Source organism: Bacillus sp. A260 (assembly GCF_009861435.1).
Lineage (GTDB): Bacteria > Bacillota > Bacilli > Bacillales > Bacillaceae_G > Bacillus_A > Bacillus_A cereus.
The window spans coordinates 1335005-1358075 of sequence record NZ_CP046398.1; the positions used below are offsets into that span (position 1 = coordinate 1335005).

Sequence of the window (23071 nt, forward strand, 5' to 3'; positions counted from 1 at the left end):
AAGGGTTATTCCCGTTGTACCTACACTCTACTGAAGAGCCTTGTAGGTATTTTGTCTACAAGGCTCTTTTTATTTTCGGCTTAGGGGAATGAAATAGGCATACATTAGAAGGGGAAAGGTGTGAAAATTTAGATGACAAAATGGAAACGAGCAAACCCGAATGGAACGAGAGATTATTTATTCGAAGAATGTACGTTAATTGAAGAAGTAGAACAAAAATTAAGGCTTACTTTTTTAGAGAGAGGTTATGAGGAAATAAGAACACCTACAATTGAATTTTATGATGTTTTTGCATTTCAAAATAGACCGATAGATGAAGAGAAGATGTATAAATTTTTTGATGAAAAGGGAAGGATTATCGTTTTACGTCCAGATATGACAATTCCTTTAGCGAGAGTTATTGGAACACAGAGATGGGATACGCCACTTAAAGTGACGTATAGCGGGAATGTATTTCGAGCGAATGAATCCCATTCTGGAAAATATAATGAAATCGTACAAAGTGGTATTGAAGTTATCGGGATTGATAATGTAAGAGCTGAAATTGAATGTGTAATAAGTGTCATTCAAGCACTTCAAAAGTTGAAGGTGCAATCTTTTACAATTGAGATTGGGCAAGTACAGTTATATAAATGTATTGTAAAAAAACTCTCCATCCAGGATGAAGAAGAAAGGGTACTTAGAACGTATATAGAAAGTAAAAATTATGCAGCCCTCTCAAATTTTATCGGAGAAAAGAAATTAGATCGATGCGATGAGACAGTAAGATTACTTGAGAAATTGCCAAGGCTATTTGGAAATTTAGAAGTTATTGAGGAAGCAGAAAAGCTTGCTTCAAGTAATGAAATGAAAATGGCAATTGCAAGAGTAAAAGAAATGTATGAAACAATTGAAACGTTAGGATATGGTTCTTACATATCAATTGATTTGGGCATGATTCAACACTTAGATTACTATACGGGTGTTATTTTCAAAGGATATATATATGAAATTGGAGAAGAAATCGTTAGTGGCGGAAGATACGATGAGCTAATTGGGAATTTTGGAGAAATGCAGCCAGCTGTTGGACTCGCGGTACAAGTAAATCAAATTGTGAAGGCGCTGCAAGAGCAGCAAGAACCATATGAACGAAATCAAATTGATATTGTGATTCATTATGAGTTAAATAGATTAGCGGAAGCAGAAAGGTTACGAAATTTACTTCGAAAGGATGGGAAAAATGCTTGGTTATCTCTATTCTCTAATTTAAGCGATACCTTTCAATTTGCAAGAAAAAATAAAATAGGAACGGTCGTTGAGGCAAAGAATGAATACTTAGTGGAATATGTATGGAATGAGAAATGGGTAGTCCAGAAAGAAGGAGAGGCTTCATGCGTAACATTCAAATTGCGTTAACGAAAGGAAGATTGGAAAAACATGTCATTCCACTTTTTGAGCAGATTGGAATTGATTGTTCCGAGCTCAAAAATAAAGGTCGGAAGCTTGTATTTCAAAGTAAAAATACAAATGTTTCATTTATTTTAGTAAAAGCGGTTGATGTTGCTACTTATGTAGAACATGGGGTAGCTGATATTGGCATCGTTGGAAAAGATATTTTAATGGAAAACGAGAAAGATATTTATGAAATGCTGGATTTAGGAGTGGGGATTTGTAAGTTTTGTGTTGCTTCTATTCCTACGTATAATCCGAAGAGTTACCGGAAGAAAAGAATCGCTACGAAATACCCCCATATTACTTCTACTTATTTTCATGATAAGGGAGAGGATGTAGAAATTATTAAGATAGAAGGTTCTGTAGAAATCGCTCCTCTTCTTGGATTGGCAGATGCGATTGTAGATATTGTTGAAACAGGAAAAACATTACAAGAGAATGGACTCATTGTATTTGAGGAAATGTACTTTATATCGGCTCGGATGATTGTAAATAAGGCAGCCTTAAAAACTAAAAAAGATGAAATATTCAGCATTATAAATATGATGGAGCAAGAAATCTTATCAGGGAAATAGGAGGATTTAAAATGGAAATCATTTATGAAGAATTTAAGGAGGCATTATCTAAAATAAAAGTGCTAAGAGAAAACGCTAATATAATAGAAGAAACTGTTCAAAGAAGTGTAAGAGAAATCATTAGACATGTAAGGGAAGGGAAAGATGAGGCTTTATCTTTCTATACAAAAAAGTTTGATGGTGTAGAGATGAAAAATTTTCGTGTAAGTGAAGAAGAAATACAGCAAGCGAGTATGTTTGTAGAGAATTCATTTTTAGAAGCTTTAAAAGAGGCGAAGAAAAACGTTGTTTCGTATCACGAAAAGCAAAAGAAGCACTCAATATTCGATTGTGAAAGTAAAGGGATAATTAGAGGGCAACTCATTCGGCCGTTAGAAAATGTAGGTGTATATGTACCGGGTGGGACAGCCTCATATCCTTCTTCAGTATTAATGAATGTATTGCCGGCGAAACTCGCAGGTGTGAAAAAGATTGTAATGGTAACACCGCCGAGGAAAGGAGGAATTGATCCGCATATATTAGCTGCTGCAGATCTTGCGGGAGTAGATGAAATTTATACGATAGGTGGCGCACAAGCAATTGCTGCTTTAGCATACGGGACGGAATCGATTCCGAAAGTGGATAAAATAGTTGGACCGGGAAATTTGTACGTCGCTCTAGCGAAACGAGAAGTATACGGAATAGTAAATATTGATATGATTGCTGGTCCATCAGAAATTGTAGTTGTCGCGGATGAAACAGGTAATGCAAAATATATCGCAGCGGATTTATTATCGCAAGCAGAGCATGATGAGAGAGCAACGGCGATTTGTATTACAACGAATATGGAACTAGCTAAAGAAGTAGAAAAAGAGGTAGAAAGACAGTTAGAAACGTTACCAAGAAGTGAAATTGCACGTGAATCAATAAATAGAAATGGAGCCATCTTTATCGTTCCTTCTTTAGAGGAGGCGCTAAAGTTATCAAATGAAATTGCTCCAGAACATTTAGAGTTACATATAAAAGAACCAATGAATGCTCTAGATTATGTGAAACATGCAGGCTCTATTTTCCTTGGGCCATATTCACCTGAACCGCTCGGGGATTATTTAGCGGGACCGAATCATGTATTACCAACGAGCGGAACGGCAAGATTTTTTTCTCCGTTATCAGTCGATGATTTCGTGAAAAAATCAAGTTTTATTTCTTATACGGAGGAAGCATTAAAAAATGTACAGCATCATATTGTAGAGCTTGCAAATAAAGAAGGGTTACATGCACATGCGAGAGCAATCCAAATAAGGTTTGAGGAGGAAAAATAATGCGTCAGTCCAGTCAAGCACGTGAGACGACAGAAACAAAAATTAAATTAAATTTGCAGCTTGATGAAAGTACAAATGTATCTATTCAAACAGGGGTTGGTTTTTTCGATCATATGCTTACTTTATTTGCTAGACATGGAAGATTTGGATTGCAGGTTGAAGCAGAAGGTGATGTATTTGTCGATGCACATCACACCGTTGAAGATGTTGGAATTGTACTCGGAAATTGCTTGAAAGAAGCATTGCAAAACAAAGAGGGAATTAATCGTTACGGTTCTGCGTATGTACCGATGGATGAATCTTTAGGATTTGTCGCAATTGATATAAGTGGACGCTCATATTGTGTATTTCAAGGGGAATTAACAAATCCGAAGCTCGGGGATTTTGATACAGAATTGACGGAAGAATTTTTTAGAGCAGTTGCACATGCTGCCAATATTACATTACATGCGCGCGTTCTATACGGAAGTAATACACATCACAAAATTGAAGCATTATTTAAAGCTTTTGGTAGAGCGCTTAGAGAAGCGGTCGAAAAAAATGCCAACATTACTGGTGTAAATTCAACGAAAGGAATGTTGTAATTGATTGCCATTATAGATTATGGAATGGGGAATATTCGCAGTGTAGAGCAAGCATTAAAATATATTGGCGCAGAGTACATTGTAACGAGTGATAAAAAAGAGATATTGAGAAGCGATGGCGTGATTTTACCGGGAGTAGGTGCATTTCCGAAAGCGATGGACGTATTAGAAGAAAGAGATTTAGTGTGTGTACTAAAAGAGGTTTGTGATATAGGAAAACCACTCCTCGGTATATGTTTGGGCATGCAGCTTTTATTTGAACGAAGTGAGGAACTAAAAGATTGTAGCGGGTTAGGTTTACTACCAGGGGAAATTCGTAAGTTAAAAGTTTCGTATAAAATTCCTCATATGGGATGGAATGAATTAAGGAAGGAAAGAGAATTTCCGCTTTGGAATGGATTAGTGGATGGTTCTTTCGTGTATTATGTTCACTCATATTACGCGGATTGTCCAGATGAAATTGTATGCGGAGTAAGTGATTATGGAATGCAAGTACCAGGGTTTGTCGCGAAAGGAAATGTATTTGGTGCACAGTTTCATCCAGAAAAAAGTGGCGAAATTGGCATGCAAATATTAAAAAATTTTCAAGGGGTGGTAGAAGCATGGAAATCTTCCCAGCTATCGATTTAAAAGAAGGACGATGCGTTAGACTTTATCAAGGAGAGTTTAGTAAAGAAACGGTGATGAATGAAGATCCAGTAGCGCAGGCGATCATATTTGAAAAGCTTGGAGCGGAAATACTACACATTGTTGATTTAGACGGTGCAATTGCTGGCGAGTCTTTAAATTTGCCCGTCATTGAAAAAATCTGCAAGGCGGTACGTATTCCTGTGCAAGTGGGAGGAGGAATTCGTTCACTTGTAACGGTGGAGAAGTTATTGTCAGCAGGTGTAGAAAAAGTGATTTTAGGAACAGCAGCTCTTTATGATAAGTCATTTTTAGAGGAAGCAGTTCGTCTATATAAAGAGAAAATCATTGTTGGAATTGATGCGAAAAATGGTTTCGTAGCAACGAGAGGTTGGCTTGATCTATCTGAAATTTCTTACGTTAGTTTAGCGAAACAAATGGAAAGTTTAGGTGTTCAAACGATTGTGTTTACAGACATTTCGAAAGACGGGACGCTTGCAGGTCCAAATTTTGAACAATTAGCGATACTTCAAAAAAGTGTGGGCATTCGTCTCATCGCTTCTGGAGGAGTGGCATCTATTCAAGATGTGAAAAAGTTAAATGATATGAATATATATGGTGTCATAATTGGAAAGGCGCTTTACGAGAAAACGATTGATTTAGAAGAAGTATTACAGGTAACGAAGTTATGTTAGCGAAACGAATTATTCCATGTCTAGATGTGAAAGAAGGGCGAGTCGTAAAGGGTGTAAATTTTATAGGATTACAAGATGTCGGTGATCCGGTTGAAATAGCTGAAGCATATAACGAGGCAGGGGCAGATGAAATCGTATTTTTAGATATTACGGCGACTCATGAAGGAAGAAAAACGATTATAGATGTTGTAGAAAAAACAGCAGCAAAAGTATTTATTCCTCTTACGGTTGGCGGGGGGATATCAAGTGTGAAAGATATGTACAATTTACTAAGAGCTGGGGCAGACAAAGTTTCAATAAACTCAGCGGCAGTGCGAAACCCGAAGTTAATAGAAGAAGGGGCAGAACACTTTGGATCACAATGTATTGTCGTGGCAATTGATGCTAGAAAAGTAGCAGAAGGTAAATGGAACGTATATGTCAACGGCGGAAGAGTTGACACAGGAATGGATGCCATAGAATGGGCGAAGCGTGTTGTTAAACTTGGGGCAGGTGAAATTTTGTTAACGAGTATGGATGCAGATGGAACGAAAAGCGGATATGACCTTCGTTTAACAGAAGAAATTTCAAAAAGTGTTTCTATTCCAGTCATCGCATCAGGAGGCTGTGGTCATACGGATCATATTATAGAAGTTTTTCAAAAGACAACGGTTGATGCAGCGTTAGCGGCATCCATCTTTCATTATGGTGAGGCGACAGTGCAGAGTGTAAAGCGAAAATTAAGAGATGCAAATATTGAGGTGCGGTTATGAAACCTAATTTTTCAAAAGGATTAATACCGGCAATTGTCATCGAAGAAGGTACGAAAGACGTTTTAATGCTAGCTTATATGAATGAAGAAGCATATAAAAAAACGTTAGAGACGAAAAGAACATGGTTTTATTCTCGTTCGAGGCAGTCGTTATGGAATAAGGGGGAAACATCAGGGAATGTTCAATATGTGCAATCTTTATATTTAGATTGTGATCAAGATTCAATTGTTGTGAATGTGAAACAAGTAGGACCTGCTTGTCATACGGGAGAGAAGACATGTTTTCACTATCAAATTATATAGGGGGATACATATGGAAAATGCCTTTAAGTTGCTGTATAAAACAATTGAAGAACGAAAGGGAAGCCCACTTCCTGAATCGTATACAAATTATTTATTTTCAAAAGGAGAAGATAAAATTTTAAAGAAGATTGGTGAAGAGTGTGCTGAAGTAATTATCGCATGTAAAAATAATGATAAAGAAGAAGTAGTGAAAGAAATGGTTGATGTATTTTATCACTGTTTTGTTTTATTAGCTGAAAAAAATATTGCATTGGAAGATGTGATGCGAGAGGTGAAAGAACGAAATGGAAAGCTTTCGAGAGTTGGGGATAGAAGGGAAATAGATACATTATAAGGGGGAATGTATATGAAAGTAGATTATCATCTTCACTTAGAAGAAGGACCGTATTCAATAGGATGGCTTGCTAAAATAAATGAAGCGTTGGAATGTTATGAACCGCTTCAAGAAAGACATTCTATTGATTGGCTTATGAAAACACAAGAGCGTTTGCAAAAGCGTGTGAAGGAAGGGCCATTTACAACAGAATGGATAGATCTATATTTAGAAGAAGCTGTGCGAAAAGGAATAAAAGAAGTGGGAATTGTTGATCATCTATATCGTTTTCATGAAGCAAAAGGATATTATGAAAAATATGTAGATATTAGTGATTCTAAGCTCGGTCGTATACAGAAAGAATGGTTAGATCAAGTAAGGGTAGTTTCACTGTATGATTTTACAAAGGCAATTGAAGAGGCGAAAGAACGATGGGGGAAAAGAGGTGTCACACTTAAACTTGGAATTGAAGCGGATTATTTTATTGGTTGTGAAGGAGAGTTAAAAGAATTATTAGCGCTAGGAGACTTTGATTATGTAATTGGTTCCGTTCATTTTCTAAATGGCTGGGGATTTGATAATCCAGATACGAAAGAATATTTTGAGGTGCATGACCTACGCGCATTATATGATATGTTTTTTAAAACAGTTGAGAGTGCGATTCGTACCGAGTTATTTGATATTATCGCTCATCTTGATAATATAAAGGTATTTAATTATCGATTGGATGAGAATGAACAGCTTTCTTATTATGAAGAAATTGCCTGTGCATTAGTAGAAACGAATACGGCAACAGAAATAAATGCAGGATTATACTATCGTTATCCTGTTCGTGAAATGTGCCCAAGTCCACTATATTTACAAGTATTAGCTAAGTATGGTGTTCCAATTACGATTTCTTCGGATGCCCATTACCCAAATGATTTAGGGAATTATGTACAAGAAAATATACAAACATTACGAGCTCACGGTGTTACTCAGGTTGCAACATTTACGAAGCGAGCAAGAGTAATGAGGTCGCTTGAAGAAGAAGTAACAAATTCAAAATGAAACGCAATTTTTTGATGAAAACTGTCCTTTTTGTTCAAAATAAGAAAGAATGAAAAGGAGGGTAAGAAATGGCGAAACAACAAAACAAACAAAATGTACAAGGTGCACAGCAACAAGCTTATACTTCTGAAACGAATGCTGCATCTCAATCGGTTATTGAGGAGCAAATTAGCGATACGGTTGCAGAAGGAACTATTGATGTGAAGCTTGGAAAAGAATCGCAGGAAAAAGCGTAAGAAGAGGGGAGAGTTGCATCTCCTCTTTTTTCATGGAAAAGTGTCGATTTTCAAAACTATAATCAAATTCCTTGGTTTTTATATGTGGATTTCTTACAATGAAATATAAGAGATGTCTTATTTTCTATAGAAGAGGTGTTAGTAGTGGCAAAAATATTAGTAGCGGGAAAAATTCCGGAAATTGGATTAGAACTATTAAAAGATCATAATGTAGAAATGTACAATAAAGAGGAGTTAATTTCTATAGATGAATTAACAGAGCGTGTAAAAGATAAAGATGCATTGTTAAGTTTACTTTCGACAAAGGTGCCAAAAGAAGTTATTGATGCAGCGCCTCATTTAAAGATTATTGCAAACTATGGTGCTGGTTACGACAATATTGATTACACGTATGCGGGCGAAAAAGGAATTGCAGTTACGAATACACCGAAAGTATCAACGGAAGCGACTGCAGAATTAACATTTGCACTTCTTTTAGCAGCGGCGCGTAGAATTCCTGAAGGGGATACGTTATGTCGTACGACTGGATTTAACGGATGGGCACCGTTATTTTTCTTAGGACGAGAAGTCCATGGTAAGACAATCGGAATTATAGGTCTTGGAGAAATCGGGAAGGCTGTTGCAAAACGTGCGAAAGCATTTGGAATGGATGTTTTATATACAGGGCCAAATCGTAAGCTTGAAGCTGAAAGTGAACTGGGAGCAACGTATGTGACGTTGGAAGAATTATTACAAACAGCAGACTTTATTACAATTAACTGTGCTTATAATCCGAAATTACATCATATGATTGATGAAGAGCAGTTTAAAATGATGAGGAAAACAGCGTATATTGTAAATGCTTCACGTGGACCAATTATGAATGAAACAGCACTTGCTCATGCATTAAAAACGAATGAAATTGAAGGAGCAGCTCTTGACGTGTTTGAATTTGAACCGAAAATTACAGAAGAGCTAAAAGAATTAAAGAATGTAGTACTTGCTCCACACGTAGGGAATGCAACATTTGAAACTCGTGATGCGATGGCTGAAATGGCTGTCAGAAATATTTTAGCTGTATTAAACGGCGAAGAGCCAGTAACACCTGTAAATCAAAAGGTATTAGTTACAAAATAAAAAGAAACCTTCCGGACTCGGAAGGTTTTCTTATTTTTCTTTATTGGCTTTTTTAGACGGTCTTTGTCTAATGAATTGAGATAACATGTACAAAATATATAGTGGAATGGCAATGAATAAGAAAACAGAAAAATTTCCAAATCCTGTTTGATACATTGTAATAATGATTCCAACTAAAAATAGTGTAATAATGATGCTATATCGTGGAATTGGTACATCTTTTAAACTCGGGATACGAATGCGGCTCACCATTAAAAATGCGAACGTTACAAATACGGTAATAAGAACGATTTTTGGAATGGTATGTGAAAATAATGTTAAGAAAGCAACAAGCCCTCCCGCTGCTGTAATCGGTACTCCAGTGAAATATTTCATTGAAGTAGAAGATGGTGTTACATTAAATCGTGCTAAACGATATGCTCCGAAAAGAGGGAATAATCCCGCTATGTATAATCCGATGATTCCGTAGTTTGAGAAAGATGTGTAATACATTAAAACAGCTGGTGCTGCACCAAATGTTACGACATCTGCAAGCGAGTCGAGCTCTTTTCCCATTTGTGAATCAACACGTAATAAACGAGCAACACGACCATCAAGACTATCTAACATCATCCCGATAAGTACTAAAATAGCAGCTGATTTATAATATCCTAAAGATGCATAGCCGATTGATAAAAATCCGCTATATAAATTTCCGAGCGTAAATAAGTTTGGAATAGCTGCTCTATACAAAATCTGATCCCTTGCTTTCTGTAATAAATTCTTAATTAGTGTATGAAAGTTTACTTATTTTATCATACCATAAATTTATTCCTCATACGAAAGAAATTACCAATTTGTGAAAGATTTCATAGAAGGATGGTTCGAAAATTAAGTGGAAATAAAAAGAGGAAGCAACTTGTATAAAGTTGCTTCCTTTACTATTCAAATTTCGTTGTCATCGTTCCGGTTTTATATCGATTATTAGGATCGAAGCGTAATAAATCTCCATAAATTAATTTATCGGAGAGTTTTAATTCTGTTTTTGCTTTTTCAATATACGGCTGACATAACGTCATGTCAGCTTCTTCACCCGTACTTCTTTTGTAGCACATATTTTTTGTATAAACATACTCTTCAGAAACAAAGCTACCATCACGCATTACCATAAGCGGGTCTTTCTCTTTAATAAATAAGTCAGTTCCAAATTCAACGGATTTATTTGTTTTAATACCAAGTAAATGAAGGAGCGTTGGCTTAATATCAATTTGACCGGATACTTTAGAAACAACTTTTCCTTCTTGGCCAGGCACATGAATAATAAGAGGGACTCGTTGTAATTGCATAGAATCGAATGGTGTAATAGTATCTTTTCCTAGGAACTGTGCCATAGCTGCGTTATGGTTTTCGGAAATACCGTAATGATCACCATAAATGACAATAACGGAATTATCATATAATCCTTCTTCTTTTAATTGTTGAATAAATAATTTAAGAGCTTCATCTGTGTAACGAACAGTTGGGAAGTAGCGGTTTACAACACCACTTTCCGAGTTGAATTCATCAACATATTGATCTTCCGGATTTAGAAGAAACGGAAAATGATTTGTTAATGTAATAAATTTTGTATAGAACGGTTGCGGTAAAGATTTTAACTTTGGAATAGATTGTTCAAAGAACTCTTTATCTTTTAATCCCCAACCGACAGACATTTGCTCCGTTCCTGCGTAATCATTTAAATTAAAATAACGATCATATCCAAGCGCAGGATACATTACATCCCGATTCCAAAACGTTTTATCGTTTGAATGGAAGACGGCAGAAGAATATCCGTATTTCTTTAATTGTTCTGGTGTCGCTGTGTATTCATTTGTTGCATGAGTAAAGAATACAGAACCACGATCTAGCGGATAAAGTGAGTTTTCAACGATAAATTCAGCATCAGAAGTTTTGCCTTGTCCAGTTTGATGATAGAAGTTATCGAAATAGAAACTATCCTTAATAAATTCATTTAAAAATGGTGTAATTTCTTTTCCATTTATTTTTTTATTAATAACAAAGTTTTGTGTAGATTCCATTGAAATTAAAATTACATTTTTACCTTTTGCAGCTCCAAATAAGTTTTTATCAACTTGTTTGTCTTTTGAGTCTGTATAGTTTTTAATTTCAGAAAACCCATCTCCACTTGCAAATACACGCTCAGCTGAAGACTTGGATTGAAGCGTAATGTCAAATAGATGGTATGTGTATAAACCTAAATTCTTCACGACAGTTTGACGGTCAAATGAGCGCGAGAACATTTGTGGTTTATAAATAACTGATACAACAATTTGTAGTGCTAATAAAGCTGTTACACCGCTAAAGAAAGTTCGCTTCTCTGAGCGGGAAAGTGGTGTTTTGTCGCCAAATGATGGGAATTTACGTGAAATAAACATTAAAATAATTGCATCTGCAAATAAAAGTAATGTTTTGTACGTAAAGAGTTCTTTTATACTTGTCCCTAAATCAGCCATATTGTTTGTTTGGAATAAAACAGGGAAAGTAACGAAATCGTTATAGAACCCATAAAACATTGCGTTTCCAAATAAAATAAATGACAGTATAAAACTGATTCCAATTATAATTCGGTTTCGGTGCTTAGATGCAAGTAAAGCTAAGCCGAAAAATAAAAGTAACGCAGCTAGTGGATTGATAAAAAGCATGAATTCTTCAAAGAAATTATCAATTTTAATATCAAATGCTAGCTTGTACACAATATATGTTTTAATCCATAGTAAAACGACTGCAACGAGTGCAAATCGCAGTTTTGGAAACAGATGTTGTAGCATAATATACTCCTCTCCTAAAAAGCATGACAGTTCTTGTGAGTCAGTTTGCTTAACGACTCATTTTATATATACGAACAGTCCTTTGTTATTATGATTATTATACTATGAGTATCATTATACGAAAATAAAAGAAGGTTGTGGGCTTTTTTATAATAATCGAGTAGAAAAAGAGTGGTGGGAGACAATAAAACAGAATTTCTATGTATGATAATTATTGTACGCAGAAAGAATCGCGTGATAATACGGAGGTTATAATGCGAAAATTATTATATTTTATAGCATGCAGTAGTGTTATACTTTTTACTTCACCGAGTGTGTCGGTAGCCCAATATGATGCACCTCTTATGGAAGATGCACTTTATTCTGTTTTATTTCCAAAAATAAATAAAGCAATTGAAAAACAATATGGAAGTTTGAAACCTTATCAATGTCCTAAAATTATTAGTTTAAAAAAAGTGTATAGCGGTACATATTTATTTCAAGCAAGTATTGAAGTGACAAAGTATGAACGTGTTGCTGGGAAAATTGCTCCACCATTTGAGAAGGTAACGATTACATTTAATAACGAAGAAGGCGAATGGGAAGTGACAAAGATTTCAGTAAAGCGCTTACCAAATGATACGAAACTAAACTGTAAAAAAACAATATAAAAAATTGTTTGACAAATAAAATGGTCCTTTGGTATTGTTAATAGCAACAATTAGATGTTTGAAAATTAAATAGACTTACCTCATCTACTCTCAAAGGTAGAGGCCGCGATAGGAAAGAGTAAGCTATGGGAGATTTAATGGAATCTGTGATCATAGGTTGAAAGGGACTATTGCCGAAATATAAGAATAACCATCTTATTCATATATTGGGACTGCATTGAATAAATGTAGTACTGTCATAAGATTTATTTTATGGAGAGCTATTTGGAGATGTTGATGCGGTTTCTTATTTTGAGGAGATAACAACTCGTTTATTTTTTCAATATATATTTTTCCTAATAAGAAACGCGTGTGAACATTGTTCCGCGCGTTTTTTGTCTATCTAAAAGCGTGCTGCAATGAATAGAAGATTGGGGTTATGAGTTTTAGAGGAAATAAGGGAGGAATTTAAATGTATTTACACGGCACAAGCCGAATTAATGGGCAAGGACACTTAGAAATTGGAGGGTGCGATACGACGCAGCTAGCAAAGCAATACGGAACACCACTTTATGTATACGATGAAGAGTCTATTCGAGGAAAATGCCGAGCATTTCATCGTGCTTTTAAAGAAAGTGGTTTCTCTTATCAAGTAGCATATGCAAGCAAGGCGTTCTTGTGCATGGAGATGTGCCGAGTAGCTCGTGAAGAGAATATGTCATTAGACGTTGTTTCTGGGGGAGAATTATATACTGCGCTCCAAGCAGGATTTCCGGCATCACGTATTCATTTTCATGGAAATAATAAAACAGAAGAAGAAATAGTGATGGCTCTTCAGGCGAATATCGGTTGTTTTGTCGTAGATAATTTCTTTGAATTAGAAGTTTTACACGATTTAGCGATGCAACATGGGAAATTTGTGAACATATTAATTCGTGTAACGCCTGGAGTAGAGGCGCACACACATGAATATATTACAACAGGTCAAGATGATTCGAAATTTGGATTTGGTGTTTCAAACGGTCAAGCAATGCAGGCAATTGGATTTGCTTTACAAAAATCCAATTATAATGTGCTAGGAATCCATTCACATATTGGGTCGCAAATATTTGAAACAGCTGGTTTTGTTCGAGCAATTGAAGTTCTTCGCCAATTTTTAGAAGAAGTGAGAGAGCAAACAAACTATGTAGTAAAAGTGTTAAATGTAGGCGGGGGATTTGGAATACGTTACACAGAGTCAGATACACCATTAACTCTTGAGACATATGTGCGAGCTGTAACAAGTGCAGTGAGAGAACAATTTACTGTATGTGAATATCCATTGCCAGAAATATGGATTGAGCCAGGCCGTAGCATTGTAGGTGATGCTGGGACAACAATTTATACAGTTGGATCTGTGAAAGATATTCCTGGTATTCGGAAATATGTATCAGTCGATGGTGGAATGACAGATAATTTAAGACCTGCTTTATATAATGCGCGTTATGAAGCGATGTTAGCGAATCGAGCGAATGATGAGAATGAGGAACTCGTTTCGATTGCCGGGAAATGCTGTGAGAGTGGAGACATGTTGATTTGGGATATTCATTTACCGAAAGTCGCTGCTTCTGATTTACTAGCAGTTTCCTGTACAGGAGCATACGGGTACTCGATGGCGAATAATTACAATCGGATTCGAAGACCAGCCGTTGTCTTTGCAAAAGGCGGAACATCGCAAGTAGTTGTGGAACGCGAAACATATGAAAATATTATTGGGAACGATCGCATACGTATTAAAGAGCTTGTCTAAATAGGAAAAGGAGTTGTTCGAATGGGCAATTCCTTTTTTATAAAATAAAATAATTAAAATATATCGGAAAACTAGGATTGAAAAAAATCAGAATTGTGATAAAATACAAATACAAAGCTTATCAAGAGAAGCGGAGGGAACTGGCCCGAAGAAGCTCGGCAACCTGCTTATAGAAAGCAAGGTGCTAAATCCAGCAAAATGGGATCCATTTTGAAAGATAAGGTAAAATATATTACCGAACAGTCTTTTCGAAATGGGAAAGATTTTTTTTATGAATAAAAAGGGGGGCTGTTCGCGTGAGTGTACGGGAACATTTTGATGAAGTATCCGAGAAGATTGAAGCGATGCTTGCTGATATGAAATATGGTTCAATTACAATTGTTGTGCAAGATGGGAAAGTAATTCAGTTAGAGAAAAGTGAAAAAGTACGTTTAAAGTGAAAAGCGCTGACTAGAAAAACTAGAGGCGGTTTTAACCTATTTTCATTAGGTTAAAACCGTCTTTTTGCTTTTACAGGGGGAAAAAACATGTTGACGTATGAAACGTGGGAAGAAAATGTTGTTTCGTTTTCGGAAGAAGATGAAACAAAAGGTGCGTTATCAGTATTAAATTGGGCTTATAAAGAATATAAAGATGAGGTTGTCTACGCATGTAGCTTTGGGGTGGAAGGTATGGTATTGCTGCACATTATAAACCAAGTAAATCCATCTGCTAAAGTTGTATTTTTGGATACAAATGTTCATTTTCAAGAAACGTATGAATTAATTCGAAAAGTGCGGGAACGATTTCCTTCATTGAATATTATAGAAAAACAGCCAGAACTTACACTTGATGAACAGGCGAAGTTGCATGGTGAAAAACTGTGGGAGAGCAATCCGAATCTTTGTTGTAAGATTAGAAAAATTTTACCTTTAGAAAAATCATTAGTCGTGGAAAAAGCATGGATATCGGGCTTAAGAAGGGAACAATCAGAAACACGTAAGCATACAAAGTTTATAAATCAAGATCATCGTTTTCAATCTATTAAAGTTTGTCCACTCATTCATTGGACGTGGAAAGAAGTTTGGCGATATGTATACAAACATAGCTTGCCGTATAACCCGTTGCATGATGTTGGCTATCCAAGTATTGGGTGTGAGAAATGTACGTTACCTGTAGGGGATGGTGGCGATTCAAGAGATGGTAGATGGGCTGGAAAAGTGAAAACTGAATGTGGTCTTCATTACCAATAAGATGAATCTTGAAATAAAGCTAAGAGAGGATATAGAAAAATGAGCATAGTAAACGAATTAGTAAACCGTATAGATGAGACATATGACGTATCACAAATTGAAAAAGAAATTAAATTAGACAATATTGCGTTAAGTGATTTAGAACTATTGGCGACAGGTGGATATAGCCCCCTTACTGGTTTTTTAGGGAAGGAAGATTATGATTCTGTTGTAGAAACGCTTCGTTTAGCAAATGGTAGTGTGTGGAGTATACCGATTACATTACCGGTAACAGAAAAAGTCGCAGAAAGCCTGAAGGCTGGAGAGGAAGTAAAGCTTGTCAACAATGGAAATATATACGGTGTCATTCAAATAGAAGATATTTTTGTACCAGATAAAGAAAAAGAAGCGTTACTTGTATATAAAACAACGGATGAGGCTCATCCAGGAGTGAAAAAATTATATGAACGACCAAACGTTTACGTTGGAGGAACTATTATTCTAACAAAACGCTTTGAAAATAATCAATTTCCTTCTTATCATTTAGACCCAATTGAAACGAGGGAAGCATTTAAAAAACGTGGGTGGAAAACAGTGGTCGGATTTCAAACGAGAAACCCGGTACATCGTGCCCATGAGTATATTCAAAAATCTGCTCTTGAAATTGTAGATGGTCTCTTTTTAAATCCGCTCGTTGGAGAAACGAAATCGGATGATATTCCTGCTGATGTAAGAATGGAAAGCTATGAAGTACTTCTTCAAAACTATTATCCGAAAAATCGTGTCTTTTTAAGTGTATTTCCTGCTGCCATGCGTTACGCAGGACCAAGGGAAGCGATATTTCATGCGTTAGTAAGAAAGAATTTTGGATGTACCCACTTTATAGTAGGGCGTGATCATGCTGGAGTAGGAGATTATTACGGAACGTATGAAGCGCAAGAAATCTTCACAAATTTTACGATAGAAGAGTTAGGAATTACACCACTATTCTTTGAGCATAGTTTTTACTGCACGAAATGTGAAGCGATGGCTTCAACGAAAACATGTCCGCACGGAAAAGAAGATCATGTTATTTTATCGGGTACAAAAGTAAGGGAATTATTAAGAAACGGTGAGATTCCGCCAAGTACATTTAGTCGTAAAGAAGTAGTGGAAGTGCTAATTAAAGGCTTGAAAACAGAAGTAGTAACAGAATAGGGAGAGAACGAGATGGATACGAATATTACTTGGCATACAGCTTCGGTTTCAAAAGATGAGAGAAGAGTGAAGAATGGACATCATAGTTTTGTAATTTGGTTTACTGGTTTATCAGCTTCGGGTAAATCTACAGTAGCGAATGCGGTCGCTCGTAAACTGTTTGAAAAGAATATTGGAAATTATGTGCTGGATGGGGATAACATTCGCCACGGTTTAAATAAAGACTTAGGATTTTCTGAAAGTGATCGCATGGAAAATATAAGACGTATTGGCGAAGTGGCAAAGTTATTTGTAGACCAAGGAGCAGTTGTCCTTACAGCATTTATTTCACCATTTCGAGTAGACCGCAAACAAGTAAGAGATTTATTAGCGGCAGATGAATTTATTGAAATTTTTGTGAAGTGTCCGATTGAAGAGTGTGAGAAACGTGATCCGAAAGGACTTTATAAAAAGGCAAGAAAAGGTGATATTAAGGATTTCACAGGTATTGATTCGCCTTATGAAGAGCCAGAGCAAGCGGAATTAATTGTAGAAACGCACAAATATTCTATTGAAGAATGTGCAGAACAAATCGTGAAGTACTTACAAGAGCGTAGTTTTATATAGGGGGATAAACAATGAGTTATGAAAAAGTATGGGCTAACAATGAAAAATTAAATCAGACCGAGAAAAATAAATTAGAAAAAGATGGCTTAGAAATTTTTAATGATATTCCTTACTATGCGGAAAATGGTTTCGAATCTATTCCGAAAGAAGAGTGGGATGCCTTTAAATGGGCAGGCTTGTATTTACAAAGACCGAAAGAAGCTGGTTATTTTATGATGCGGGTAAATATTCCGTCAGGGATTATTACAAATGCACAGGCAGAAGTACTTGCTTCTATCGCTGAAGATTATGGACGTAATGTAATAGATATTACGACGAGACAGGCGATTCAGTTTCACTGGTTAGAAATTCAGCAAATTCCAGATATTTTTAAAAGATTAGCAAGAGTGGGGTTATCTTCAGCGGGGGCTTGTGGTGATATAACGCGGAATATTACAGGTAATCCGCTTGCTGGCATTGATGCAAATGAACTATTCGATACAACGCATATTGTAAAAGAAGTATATGATTACTTCCAACATAATGAAGAGTTTTCTAACTTGCCACGTAAATTTAAAATGTCTATTAGTTCTAATATTTATAATTCAGCAAACGCAGAAATTAACTGTGTTGCATTTACGCCTGCAACGAAAGAAATAGATGGTGAGAAAAAAGTTGGTTTTCATATAAAAGTAGGTGGAGGATTATCAGCTCGACCGTATTTAGCTGATGAATTAGATGTATTCGTTTTACCAGAAGAAGTGAAGGCGGTGGCGATTGCGATTGCTACTATATTCCGTGATTTTGGATATCGTGAAAAACGTCATTTAGCTCGGTTGAAATTTCTTGTTGCGGACTGGGGAGCAGAGAAATTTAAAGAGAAACTAATAGAGTATACAGGGCCTTTACAAAGTAAAGGGGAAAGTGCACTCAAAGGATGGAATGCAGGCTATTTTTATGGTGTTCAAGACCAAAAACAAAAGGGATTAAAATATGTAGGTTTTAATGTACCGGTAGGTCGTTTACATGCAGAAGAAATGTTTGAGATTGCAAGAATCGCAAAGCAATATGGAAATGGACAAATTCGTACATGTAACTCGCAAAACTTCATTATTCCGAACGTTCCTCCGGAAAATGTAAAAGGATTACTTAGTGAACCGCTGTTTGAAGCGATATCTGCTAGCCCGAAATCATTTATTGGTCATGCGGTTTCATGTACCGGTATTGAATATTGTAATCTTGCACTAGTAGAAACGAAAGAAAGATTACGAAAAATTGCAGAATACTTAGATACACAAATTGCACTCGATGTTCCAGTTCGAATTCATATGGTAGGCTGCCCAAATTCATGTGGTCAACGTCAAATTGCTGACATTGGGCTACAAGGGGTGAAAATGAAAACGAAGGAAAAAGGTATTGTTGAAGCGTTTGAAATATACGTAGGTGGAACATTGTTAGATGGCGGTGCCTACAATCAAAAGTTAAAAGGAAAAATAGATGGCGAGGATCTACCTGATGTACTCGCATCATTTATAAGTTATTTCAAAGAGAATAAATTACCAGCCGAAACATTTTATGATTTTGTAGGTCGTGTTGGTGTAGATACATTACAAATAGCGTTAAATAACGTGCTAGAAGAAGTAATAGCGTCTTAGGAGGGACGATATGGATTTATATCGATTTGAAGCTGTGTTAGTAAATAGTATTGTTCCGATTGTTGTTGTTGCTCAAAGTGAAGAACAGGCATTTAAGCTTGCGGAGATTGAGCTTGAAAAGCATTTTTTACCGTTGCCAGAGGTAAAAGAGATTTCTTTGTTTGAAAAAAAGAAGATTCGAAAAGGTGGGGCATTTGTTATCCATGAGTAGAGATCAGTAATACGAAAAAATAAAAACTTCCATTCTTATATACGAATGGAAGTTTCATTTTAATAGTAGAAATGAGGAGAGATGATGGGGAAGGTTTATATTGTTGGAGCGGGTCCTGGCGATCCAGATTTAATTACTGTTAAAGGGTTGAAATGTATTGAGAAGGCAGATGTTATTTTATACGACCGACTTGTGAATAAAGAGCTGCTTTCATACGCAAAGCCTGACGCGGATTTAATTTATTGTGGAAAACTCCCGAATTATCACACGATGAAGCAAGAGACAATTAACACGTTTCTTATTAAGTATGCGAAAAAAGGAAAAGTTGTAACGAGGCTCAAGGGCGGCGATCCATTTGTGTTTGGTAGAGGGGGAGAAGAAGCTGAAGCATTAGCAAAGCAAGGTGTACCATTTGAAATCATTCCTGGTATTTCAGCTGGAATAGCTGCTCCTGCTTATGCGGGCATTCCAGTGACGCACCGTGATGCAAGTGCAAGTTTTGCTATTGTGACTGGGCATAGGAAAGAAGGTGCTGAAGAAGAAGTGAAATGGGAAAGTTTAGCGAAAGGTGTAGAGACTTTAGCGGTATATATGGGGGTTAGTAATTTGCCCTACATATGTGAGCAACTTATGAAGCATGGAAAAGATAAAAGTACGCCAGCTGCTATTATTGAGCAGGGGACGACGTCTATGCAACGCACAGTTGTTGGAACGTTAGGGACAATTGTAGATGTTGCGAAAAAAGAGCAAATTCAAAATCCGAGTATGATTGTAATTGGAGAGGTTGTCCGTTTTAGAGAAAAAATTCATTGGTTTGAGAAGCAGACAGAAAATGCTTATCAAGTAAGTGGAGTGTTGTAAAATGAAAGCCGTCTTATATATATGTCATGGAAGTCGTTTGAAGACAGCGAAAGAAGAGGCGATTCAATTTATTACATCGTGCATGAGCCGTATAGAAGCGACTATTCAAGAAGTTTGTTTTTTAGAGTTAGCGAATCCTTCTATTGAAGATGGTTTTCGTACATGTGTGAAGCGTGGGGCCACTGAGATTATTGCTATCCCTGTTTTTTTATTAGCGGCAGGTCATGTAAAAAAAGATATCCCTTTTGAATTGGAAAAGTTAACCAATCAATTTTCGGATGTTAAAGTTACCTATGGTAATCCGTTTGGTGTATCAGAAACACTTGTTAAATCGGTGTATAGCGGAAGTGGCATCGAACAGGAAGATAAAAATGAAGTGACGTTACTTCTTGTTGCAAGAGGGAGCAGTGATCCTGAAGTATTAAGAGATATAAACTGGATTGCTTCTTTATTTCAAACAAAAGAGAAGGTTAAAAAAGTAGAAGTTTGTTATTTAGCGGCTGCAGAGCCAAAATTTGAGGAGAAGTTAAAGGAAGTTGTAGAACGAAAAGAAAAGAACATCGTTGTACTGCCTTACTTGTTATTTACAGGTTTACTTATGAAACATATTGAGAAAGAAGTGCGCCAATATGAAGTGGAAGAGATAAAAATTAGTCCATATTTAGGGAAGAATGAAGCGTTTCAAGATATGTTAATTCAGAAAACGACGGAGTTATTGAAAGGAGATCAGTATGTATCCACTTACAGTGCGAGTTAATGAGAAACGCGTTGTTGTTATTGGCGGGGGAAAAGTTGCAGGATTTAAAATTATTCCTTTACTCAAACAGGGTGCGGATATAGTTGTGATAAGTCCAGAATTAGATGCGAATTTAGTAAAACTTGTGGAAGAAAAGAAAATTCGTTGGTATCAAAGAGAATATGAAAAAAGTGATATTAAAAGTGCTTTTTTAGTTGTTGCAGCGAGTAGTGATTCAATATTAAATGAACAAGTTGCTGAAGATGCCGCTGAGAATCAATTAGTAAATGTTATTACAAATCCGGAAAGTGGTAATGTTCATTTTCCGGCAGCGATTCATCGTGGTTTACTTAATATAGCAGTTTCTACTGGGGGAGCGAGCCCGAAGCTCGCAAAAAAAATTCGAGATGATATTGCAAATAGATATGATGAGACATATGAATCGTATTTAGATTTTTTATATGAAGTAAGGTTGAAGTTAAAAGATTTACAGTTAGAAAAGAGGGAACGAAATATATTGCTCCAAGAAGTGTTGAAATCAGTATATGTGCAAAATGAGGGGAAAAGAGAAAGTTTTTTACGTGAGTTAGAGGAAAAGTTTTTAAAATAATAAAAGATAAAGTGCGCTTTACAAATATAAAAATATAATTTATAATCACAAGTAACTTCAATAGATGAAATCGATGAGCAAGAAGAGTACGTATATTTGATGCGTTCAGAGAGCTGGGGTTAGGTGGGAGCCCGGTACGATAAAATATACAGAATGGGCTTGCGAGAGGTATGTTGAACATTGTAGTAGGCAACCCGGGTTCCGCCGTTAAAAGGATAGAGTATCGGAATTATTCCTGTACTTGAACAAGTGGGATTTATCAATCCAATTGAGGTGGTACCACGGTATTTATATTACATATATCGTCCTCTACATGCATATTTGCGTGTAGGGGACTTTTTTATTTTCTAAAGGAGGTGTGCGAGTATGAAATGAAAGTGTATAATTAACAAAAGTTTAAATATTCAGAAAAGGAGAAGTTATGATGAAAGAAACACAGCAATGGACGTCGAAAATAGGCTTTGTACTCGCAGCAGCCGGAGCCGCAGTAGGTCTTGGTGCGATATGGAAATTTCCATATGTTGCAGGTAATGGCGGGGGAGGCGCATTCTTCCTTGTATTTTTACTATTAACTTTATTTATAGGTATGCCTCTTCTAATAGCGGAGTTTGTTATTGGACGTAGCACGCAAAAAGAGGCGGTTACAGCTTATAAAGTACTAGTGCCAAATAGCAAATTATATCCTTGGATTGGTCGTATGGGAGTTGTTACTTGTTTTAGTGTACTATCTTTTTATAGTGTTGTAGGTGGATGGATTTTACTTTATTTATATTATAGTGTGACAGGAAGTTTCTGGAATGGTGCAGCTGATTATGGACAATTGTTCGGTGAAACGATTTCAAATCCATTAAGTGCGATTGGAGCACAATTTATCTTTATGCTTTGTACGATTTTTGTTGTAAGTAAAGGTGTAGAGAAAGGTATAGAAAAGGCAAGTAAGTACATGATGCCGCTATTATTTATTTTATTTATTGCGATTATTGTTCGTGCGTTAACACTCGATGGTGCTTTTGCTGGAGTAGAGTTCTTCTTAAAACCAGATTTTTCAAAGCTTACAGCAGATACAATTTTATATGCGATGGGACAATCTTTCTTCTCGCTAACTGTAGGTGCCTCGGTAATGGTAACGTATAGTTCGTATTTAAAGAAAGAGGAACATTTAGCGAAATCGGCAACATCTATTGTAAGTTTAACTGTTTTTGTTACAGTACTTGCAGGATTAGCAATTTTCCCAGCGATTTTCGCATTAGGAGTTAAACCGACTGAAGGACCGGGATTACTGTTTATCGTCCTTCCAGCAGTATTTGCAAAAATACCATTTGGTCAATTTTTCTTTATTATGTTTTTAATTTTATTCTTCTTTGCGACTTTAACATCAGCAATTTCAATGCTTGAAATTGTAGTAGCATCTGTTGCGAAAGGTAATGAGAAGAAGCGTCCGTCAGCATCATTATTAATTGGTATTCTTATTTTTGCAGTCGGTATTCCATCAGCGTTATCATTTGGGATTATGAGTGACGTGAAAATATTTGGGAAAACATTCTTTGATTTAGTCGACTTTTCGGTAAGTAACGTATTGCTGCCGTTAGGAGTACTAGCTATTTCATTATTTGTACCAAATAAAATGAGTAAAGAGTTGTTGATGAAAGAATTAGAAGTGACGGAAACGAAAGGGAAAACGTTATTTAACATTTGGTTCTTCTTACTTCGTTATGTTATTCCGGTAACTGTAATAATTGTATTTTTAAATGCGATAGGTGTATTTAAAATGTTTGCATAAAAAAAGGCGGGGATCTCC

General features: G+C 36.2%; 26 protein-coding genes, 2 riboswitches and 1 other annotated feature. Of the genes, 24 read left to right on the plus strand and 2 right to left on the minus strand.

What is annotated here, in order from left to right; all coding sequences use genetic code 11:
• The first annotated feature begins 132 nt into the window (after positions 1 to 132).
• From GD442_RS06845 to GD442_RS06900, 12 genes are all read left to right on the plus strand, one after another.
• On the plus strand, positions 133 to 1395 hold the full coding sequence (locus tag GD442_RS06845) for an ATP phosphoribosyltransferase regulatory subunit (RefSeq protein WP_159365068.1): 1263 nt from the start codon (positions 133 to 135) through the stop codon (positions 1393 to 1395).
• Positions 1371 to 2006 (plus strand): ATP phosphoribosyltransferase, encoded by a 636-nt coding sequence (gene hisG / locus GD442_RS06850; RefSeq protein ID WP_001244493.1) that lies wholly within the window; start codon positions 1371 to 1373, stop codon positions 2004 to 2006. Before GD442_RS06845 ends, hisG begins: the two co-directional genes overlap by 25 nt.
• Positions 2007 to 2017: 11 nt before the next feature.
• Positions 2018 to 3307: a histidinol dehydrogenase gene (gene hisD, locus GD442_RS06855; protein ID WP_000402933.1), complete on the plus strand. Its 1290-nt coding sequence runs from the start codon at positions 2018 to 2020 to the stop codon at positions 3305 to 3307.
• Entirely contained in the window at positions 3307 to 3891 is a 585-nt protein-coding gene (hisB, locus tag GD442_RS06860; protein WP_001249949.1) for an imidazoleglycerol-phosphate dehydratase HisB, read from the plus strand. The genes hisD and hisB overlap by 1 nt, the downstream gene beginning before the upstream one ends.
• Entirely contained in the window at positions 3892 to 4521 is a 630-nt protein-coding gene (gene hisH / locus GD442_RS06865) for an imidazole glycerol phosphate synthase subunit HisH (RefSeq protein ID WP_000560360.1), read from the plus strand.
• Positions 4494 to 5213 (plus strand): 1-(5-phosphoribosyl)-5-[(5-phosphoribosylamino)methylideneamino]imidazole-4-carboxamide isomerase, encoded by a 720-nt coding sequence (gene hisA / locus GD442_RS06870; protein WP_000402298.1) that lies wholly within the window; start codon positions 4494 to 4496, stop codon positions 5211 to 5213. Before hisH ends, hisA begins: the two co-directional genes overlap by 28 nt.
• On the plus strand, positions 5207 to 5965 hold the full coding sequence (gene hisF, locus GD442_RS06875) for an imidazoleglycerol phosphate synthase cyclase subunit (RefSeq protein WP_000880108.1): 759 nt from the start codon (positions 5207 to 5209) through the stop codon (positions 5963 to 5965). Before hisA ends, hisF begins: the two co-directional genes overlap by 7 nt.
• Positions 5962 to 6267 (plus strand): phosphoribosyl-AMP cyclohydrolase, encoded by a 306-nt coding sequence (gene hisI / locus GD442_RS06880; RefSeq protein ID WP_000803956.1) that lies wholly within the window; start codon positions 5962 to 5964, stop codon positions 6265 to 6267. Before hisF ends, hisI begins: the two co-directional genes overlap by 4 nt.
• Positions 6268 to 6277: 10 nt before the next feature.
• Positions 6278 to 6601: a phosphoribosyl-ATP diphosphatase gene (hisE, locus tag GD442_RS06885; protein WP_000426358.1), complete on the plus strand. Its 324-nt coding sequence runs from the start codon at positions 6278 to 6280 to the stop codon at positions 6599 to 6601.
• A gap of 12 nt (positions 6602 to 6613) precedes the next feature.
• Positions 6614 to 7630: a histidinol phosphate phosphatase domain-containing protein gene (locus GD442_RS06890; protein ID WP_000861836.1), complete on the plus strand. Its 1017-nt coding sequence runs from the start codon at positions 6614 to 6616 to the stop codon at positions 7628 to 7630.
• 68 nt (positions 7631 to 7698) lie between these two features.
• Positions 7699 to 7866, plus strand: a complete 168-nt coding sequence (locus GD442_RS06895; protein WP_001118878.1) for a YozQ family protein — start codon at positions 7699 to 7701, stop codon at positions 7864 to 7866.
• 144 nt (positions 7867 to 8010) lie between these two features.
• Entirely contained in the window at positions 8011 to 8982 is a 972-nt protein-coding gene (locus tag GD442_RS06900; protein WP_001062857.1) for an NAD(P)-dependent oxidoreductase, read from the plus strand.
• Positions 8983 to 9012: 30 nt separating this feature from the next.
• Here the strand turns inward: GD442_RS06900 and pssA are convergent, their stop codons facing one another.
• Both pssA and GD442_RS06910 read right to left on the minus strand, forming a co-directional pair.
• Entirely contained in the window at positions 9013 to 9714 is a 702-nt protein-coding gene (gene pssA, locus GD442_RS06905) for a CDP-diacylglycerol--serine O-phosphatidyltransferase (RefSeq protein WP_000285417.1), read from the minus strand.
• Positions 9715 to 9902: 188 nt separating this feature from the next.
• The gene (locus GD442_RS06910; protein WP_000939078.1) at positions 9903 to 11789 is read right to left on the minus strand and encodes an LTA synthase family protein; all 1887 of its coding nucleotides are present in this window, start codon (positions 11787 to 11789) and stop codon (positions 9903 to 9905) included.
• Positions 11790 to 12043: 254 nt separating this feature from the next.
• Here GD442_RS06910 and GD442_RS06915 point away from each other — a divergent pair, with 254 nt between their 5' ends.
• The 12 genes from GD442_RS06915 (at position 12044) to GD442_RS06970 (ending at position 23053) form a co-directional block, all read left to right on the plus strand.
• Positions 12044 to 12439: a DUF3888 domain-containing protein gene (locus GD442_RS06915; protein WP_001228823.1), complete on the plus strand. Its 396-nt coding sequence runs from the start codon at positions 12044 to 12046 to the stop codon at positions 12437 to 12439.
• A gap of 89 nt (positions 12440 to 12528) precedes the next feature.
• Positions 12529 to 12710, plus strand: a riboswitch (Lysine riboswitch).
• A 180-nt stretch (positions 12711 to 12890) separates the two neighbouring features.
• Positions 12891 to 14207, plus strand: a complete 1317-nt coding sequence (lysA, locus tag GD442_RS06920) for a diaminopimelate decarboxylase (RefSeq protein ID WP_000280642.1) — start codon at positions 12891 to 12893, stop codon at positions 14205 to 14207.
• Positions 14208 to 14322: 115 nt separating this feature from the next.
• Positions 14323 to 14431, plus strand: a riboswitch (SAM riboswitch).
• Positions 14432 to 14503: 72 nt separating this feature from the next.
• On the plus strand, positions 14504 to 14647 hold the full coding sequence (locus GD442_RS06925) for a YezD family protein (protein WP_000116158.1): 144 nt from the start codon (positions 14504 to 14506) through the stop codon (positions 14645 to 14647).
• Between the two features lie 87 nt (positions 14648 to 14734).
• A complete protein-coding gene (locus GD442_RS06930) occupies positions 14735 to 15439 on the plus strand; it encodes a phosphoadenylyl-sulfate reductase (protein WP_000959022.1) in 705 nt (234 codons plus the stop codon).
• Between the two features lie 39 nt (positions 15440 to 15478).
• On the plus strand, positions 15479 to 16615 hold the full coding sequence (sat, locus tag GD442_RS06935; protein ID WP_000029492.1) for a sulfate adenylyltransferase: 1137 nt from the start codon (positions 15479 to 15481) through the stop codon (positions 16613 to 16615).
• A 12-nt stretch (positions 16616 to 16627) separates the two neighbouring features.
• A complete protein-coding gene (cysC, locus tag GD442_RS06940) occupies positions 16628 to 17221 on the plus strand; it encodes an adenylyl-sulfate kinase (protein ID WP_000380499.1) in 594 nt (197 codons plus the stop codon).
• Between the two features lie 11 nt (positions 17222 to 17232).
• Positions 17233 to 18855, plus strand: a complete 1623-nt coding sequence (locus GD442_RS06945) for a nitrite/sulfite reductase (RefSeq protein ID WP_000119621.1) — start codon at positions 17233 to 17235, stop codon at positions 18853 to 18855.
• 10 nt (positions 18856 to 18865) lie between these two features.
• On the plus strand, positions 18866 to 19066 hold the full coding sequence (locus GD442_RS06950; RefSeq protein ID WP_000366914.1) for a DUF3906 family protein: 201 nt from the start codon (positions 18866 to 18868) through the stop codon (positions 19064 to 19066).
• Between the two features lie 84 nt (positions 19067 to 19150).
• Positions 19151 to 19927: a uroporphyrinogen-III C-methyltransferase gene (gene cobA / locus GD442_RS06955; protein WP_000521262.1), complete on the plus strand. Its 777-nt coding sequence runs from the start codon at positions 19151 to 19153 to the stop codon at positions 19925 to 19927.
• A 1-nt stretch (position 19928) separates the two neighbouring features.
• Positions 19929 to 20684: a sirohydrochlorin chelatase gene (locus tag GD442_RS06960; RefSeq protein WP_000648887.1), complete on the plus strand. Its 756-nt coding sequence runs from the start codon at positions 19929 to 19931 to the stop codon at positions 20682 to 20684.
• Entirely contained in the window at positions 20659 to 21273 is a 615-nt protein-coding gene (locus GD442_RS06965; RefSeq protein ID WP_000283357.1) for an NAD(P)-binding protein, read from the plus strand. The genes GD442_RS06960 and GD442_RS06965 overlap by 26 nt, the downstream gene beginning before the upstream one ends.
• Before the next feature lie 64 nt (positions 21274 to 21337).
• Positions 21338 to 21586 (plus strand) — a binding site (T-box leader).
• A gap of 111 nt (positions 21587 to 21697) precedes the next feature.
• The gene (locus GD442_RS06970) at positions 21698 to 23053 is read left to right on the plus strand and encodes a sodium-dependent transporter (RefSeq protein WP_000665430.1); all 1356 of its coding nucleotides are present in this window, start codon (positions 21698 to 21700) and stop codon (positions 23051 to 23053) included.
• The last annotated feature ends 18 nt before the right edge of the window (positions 23054 to 23071 follow it).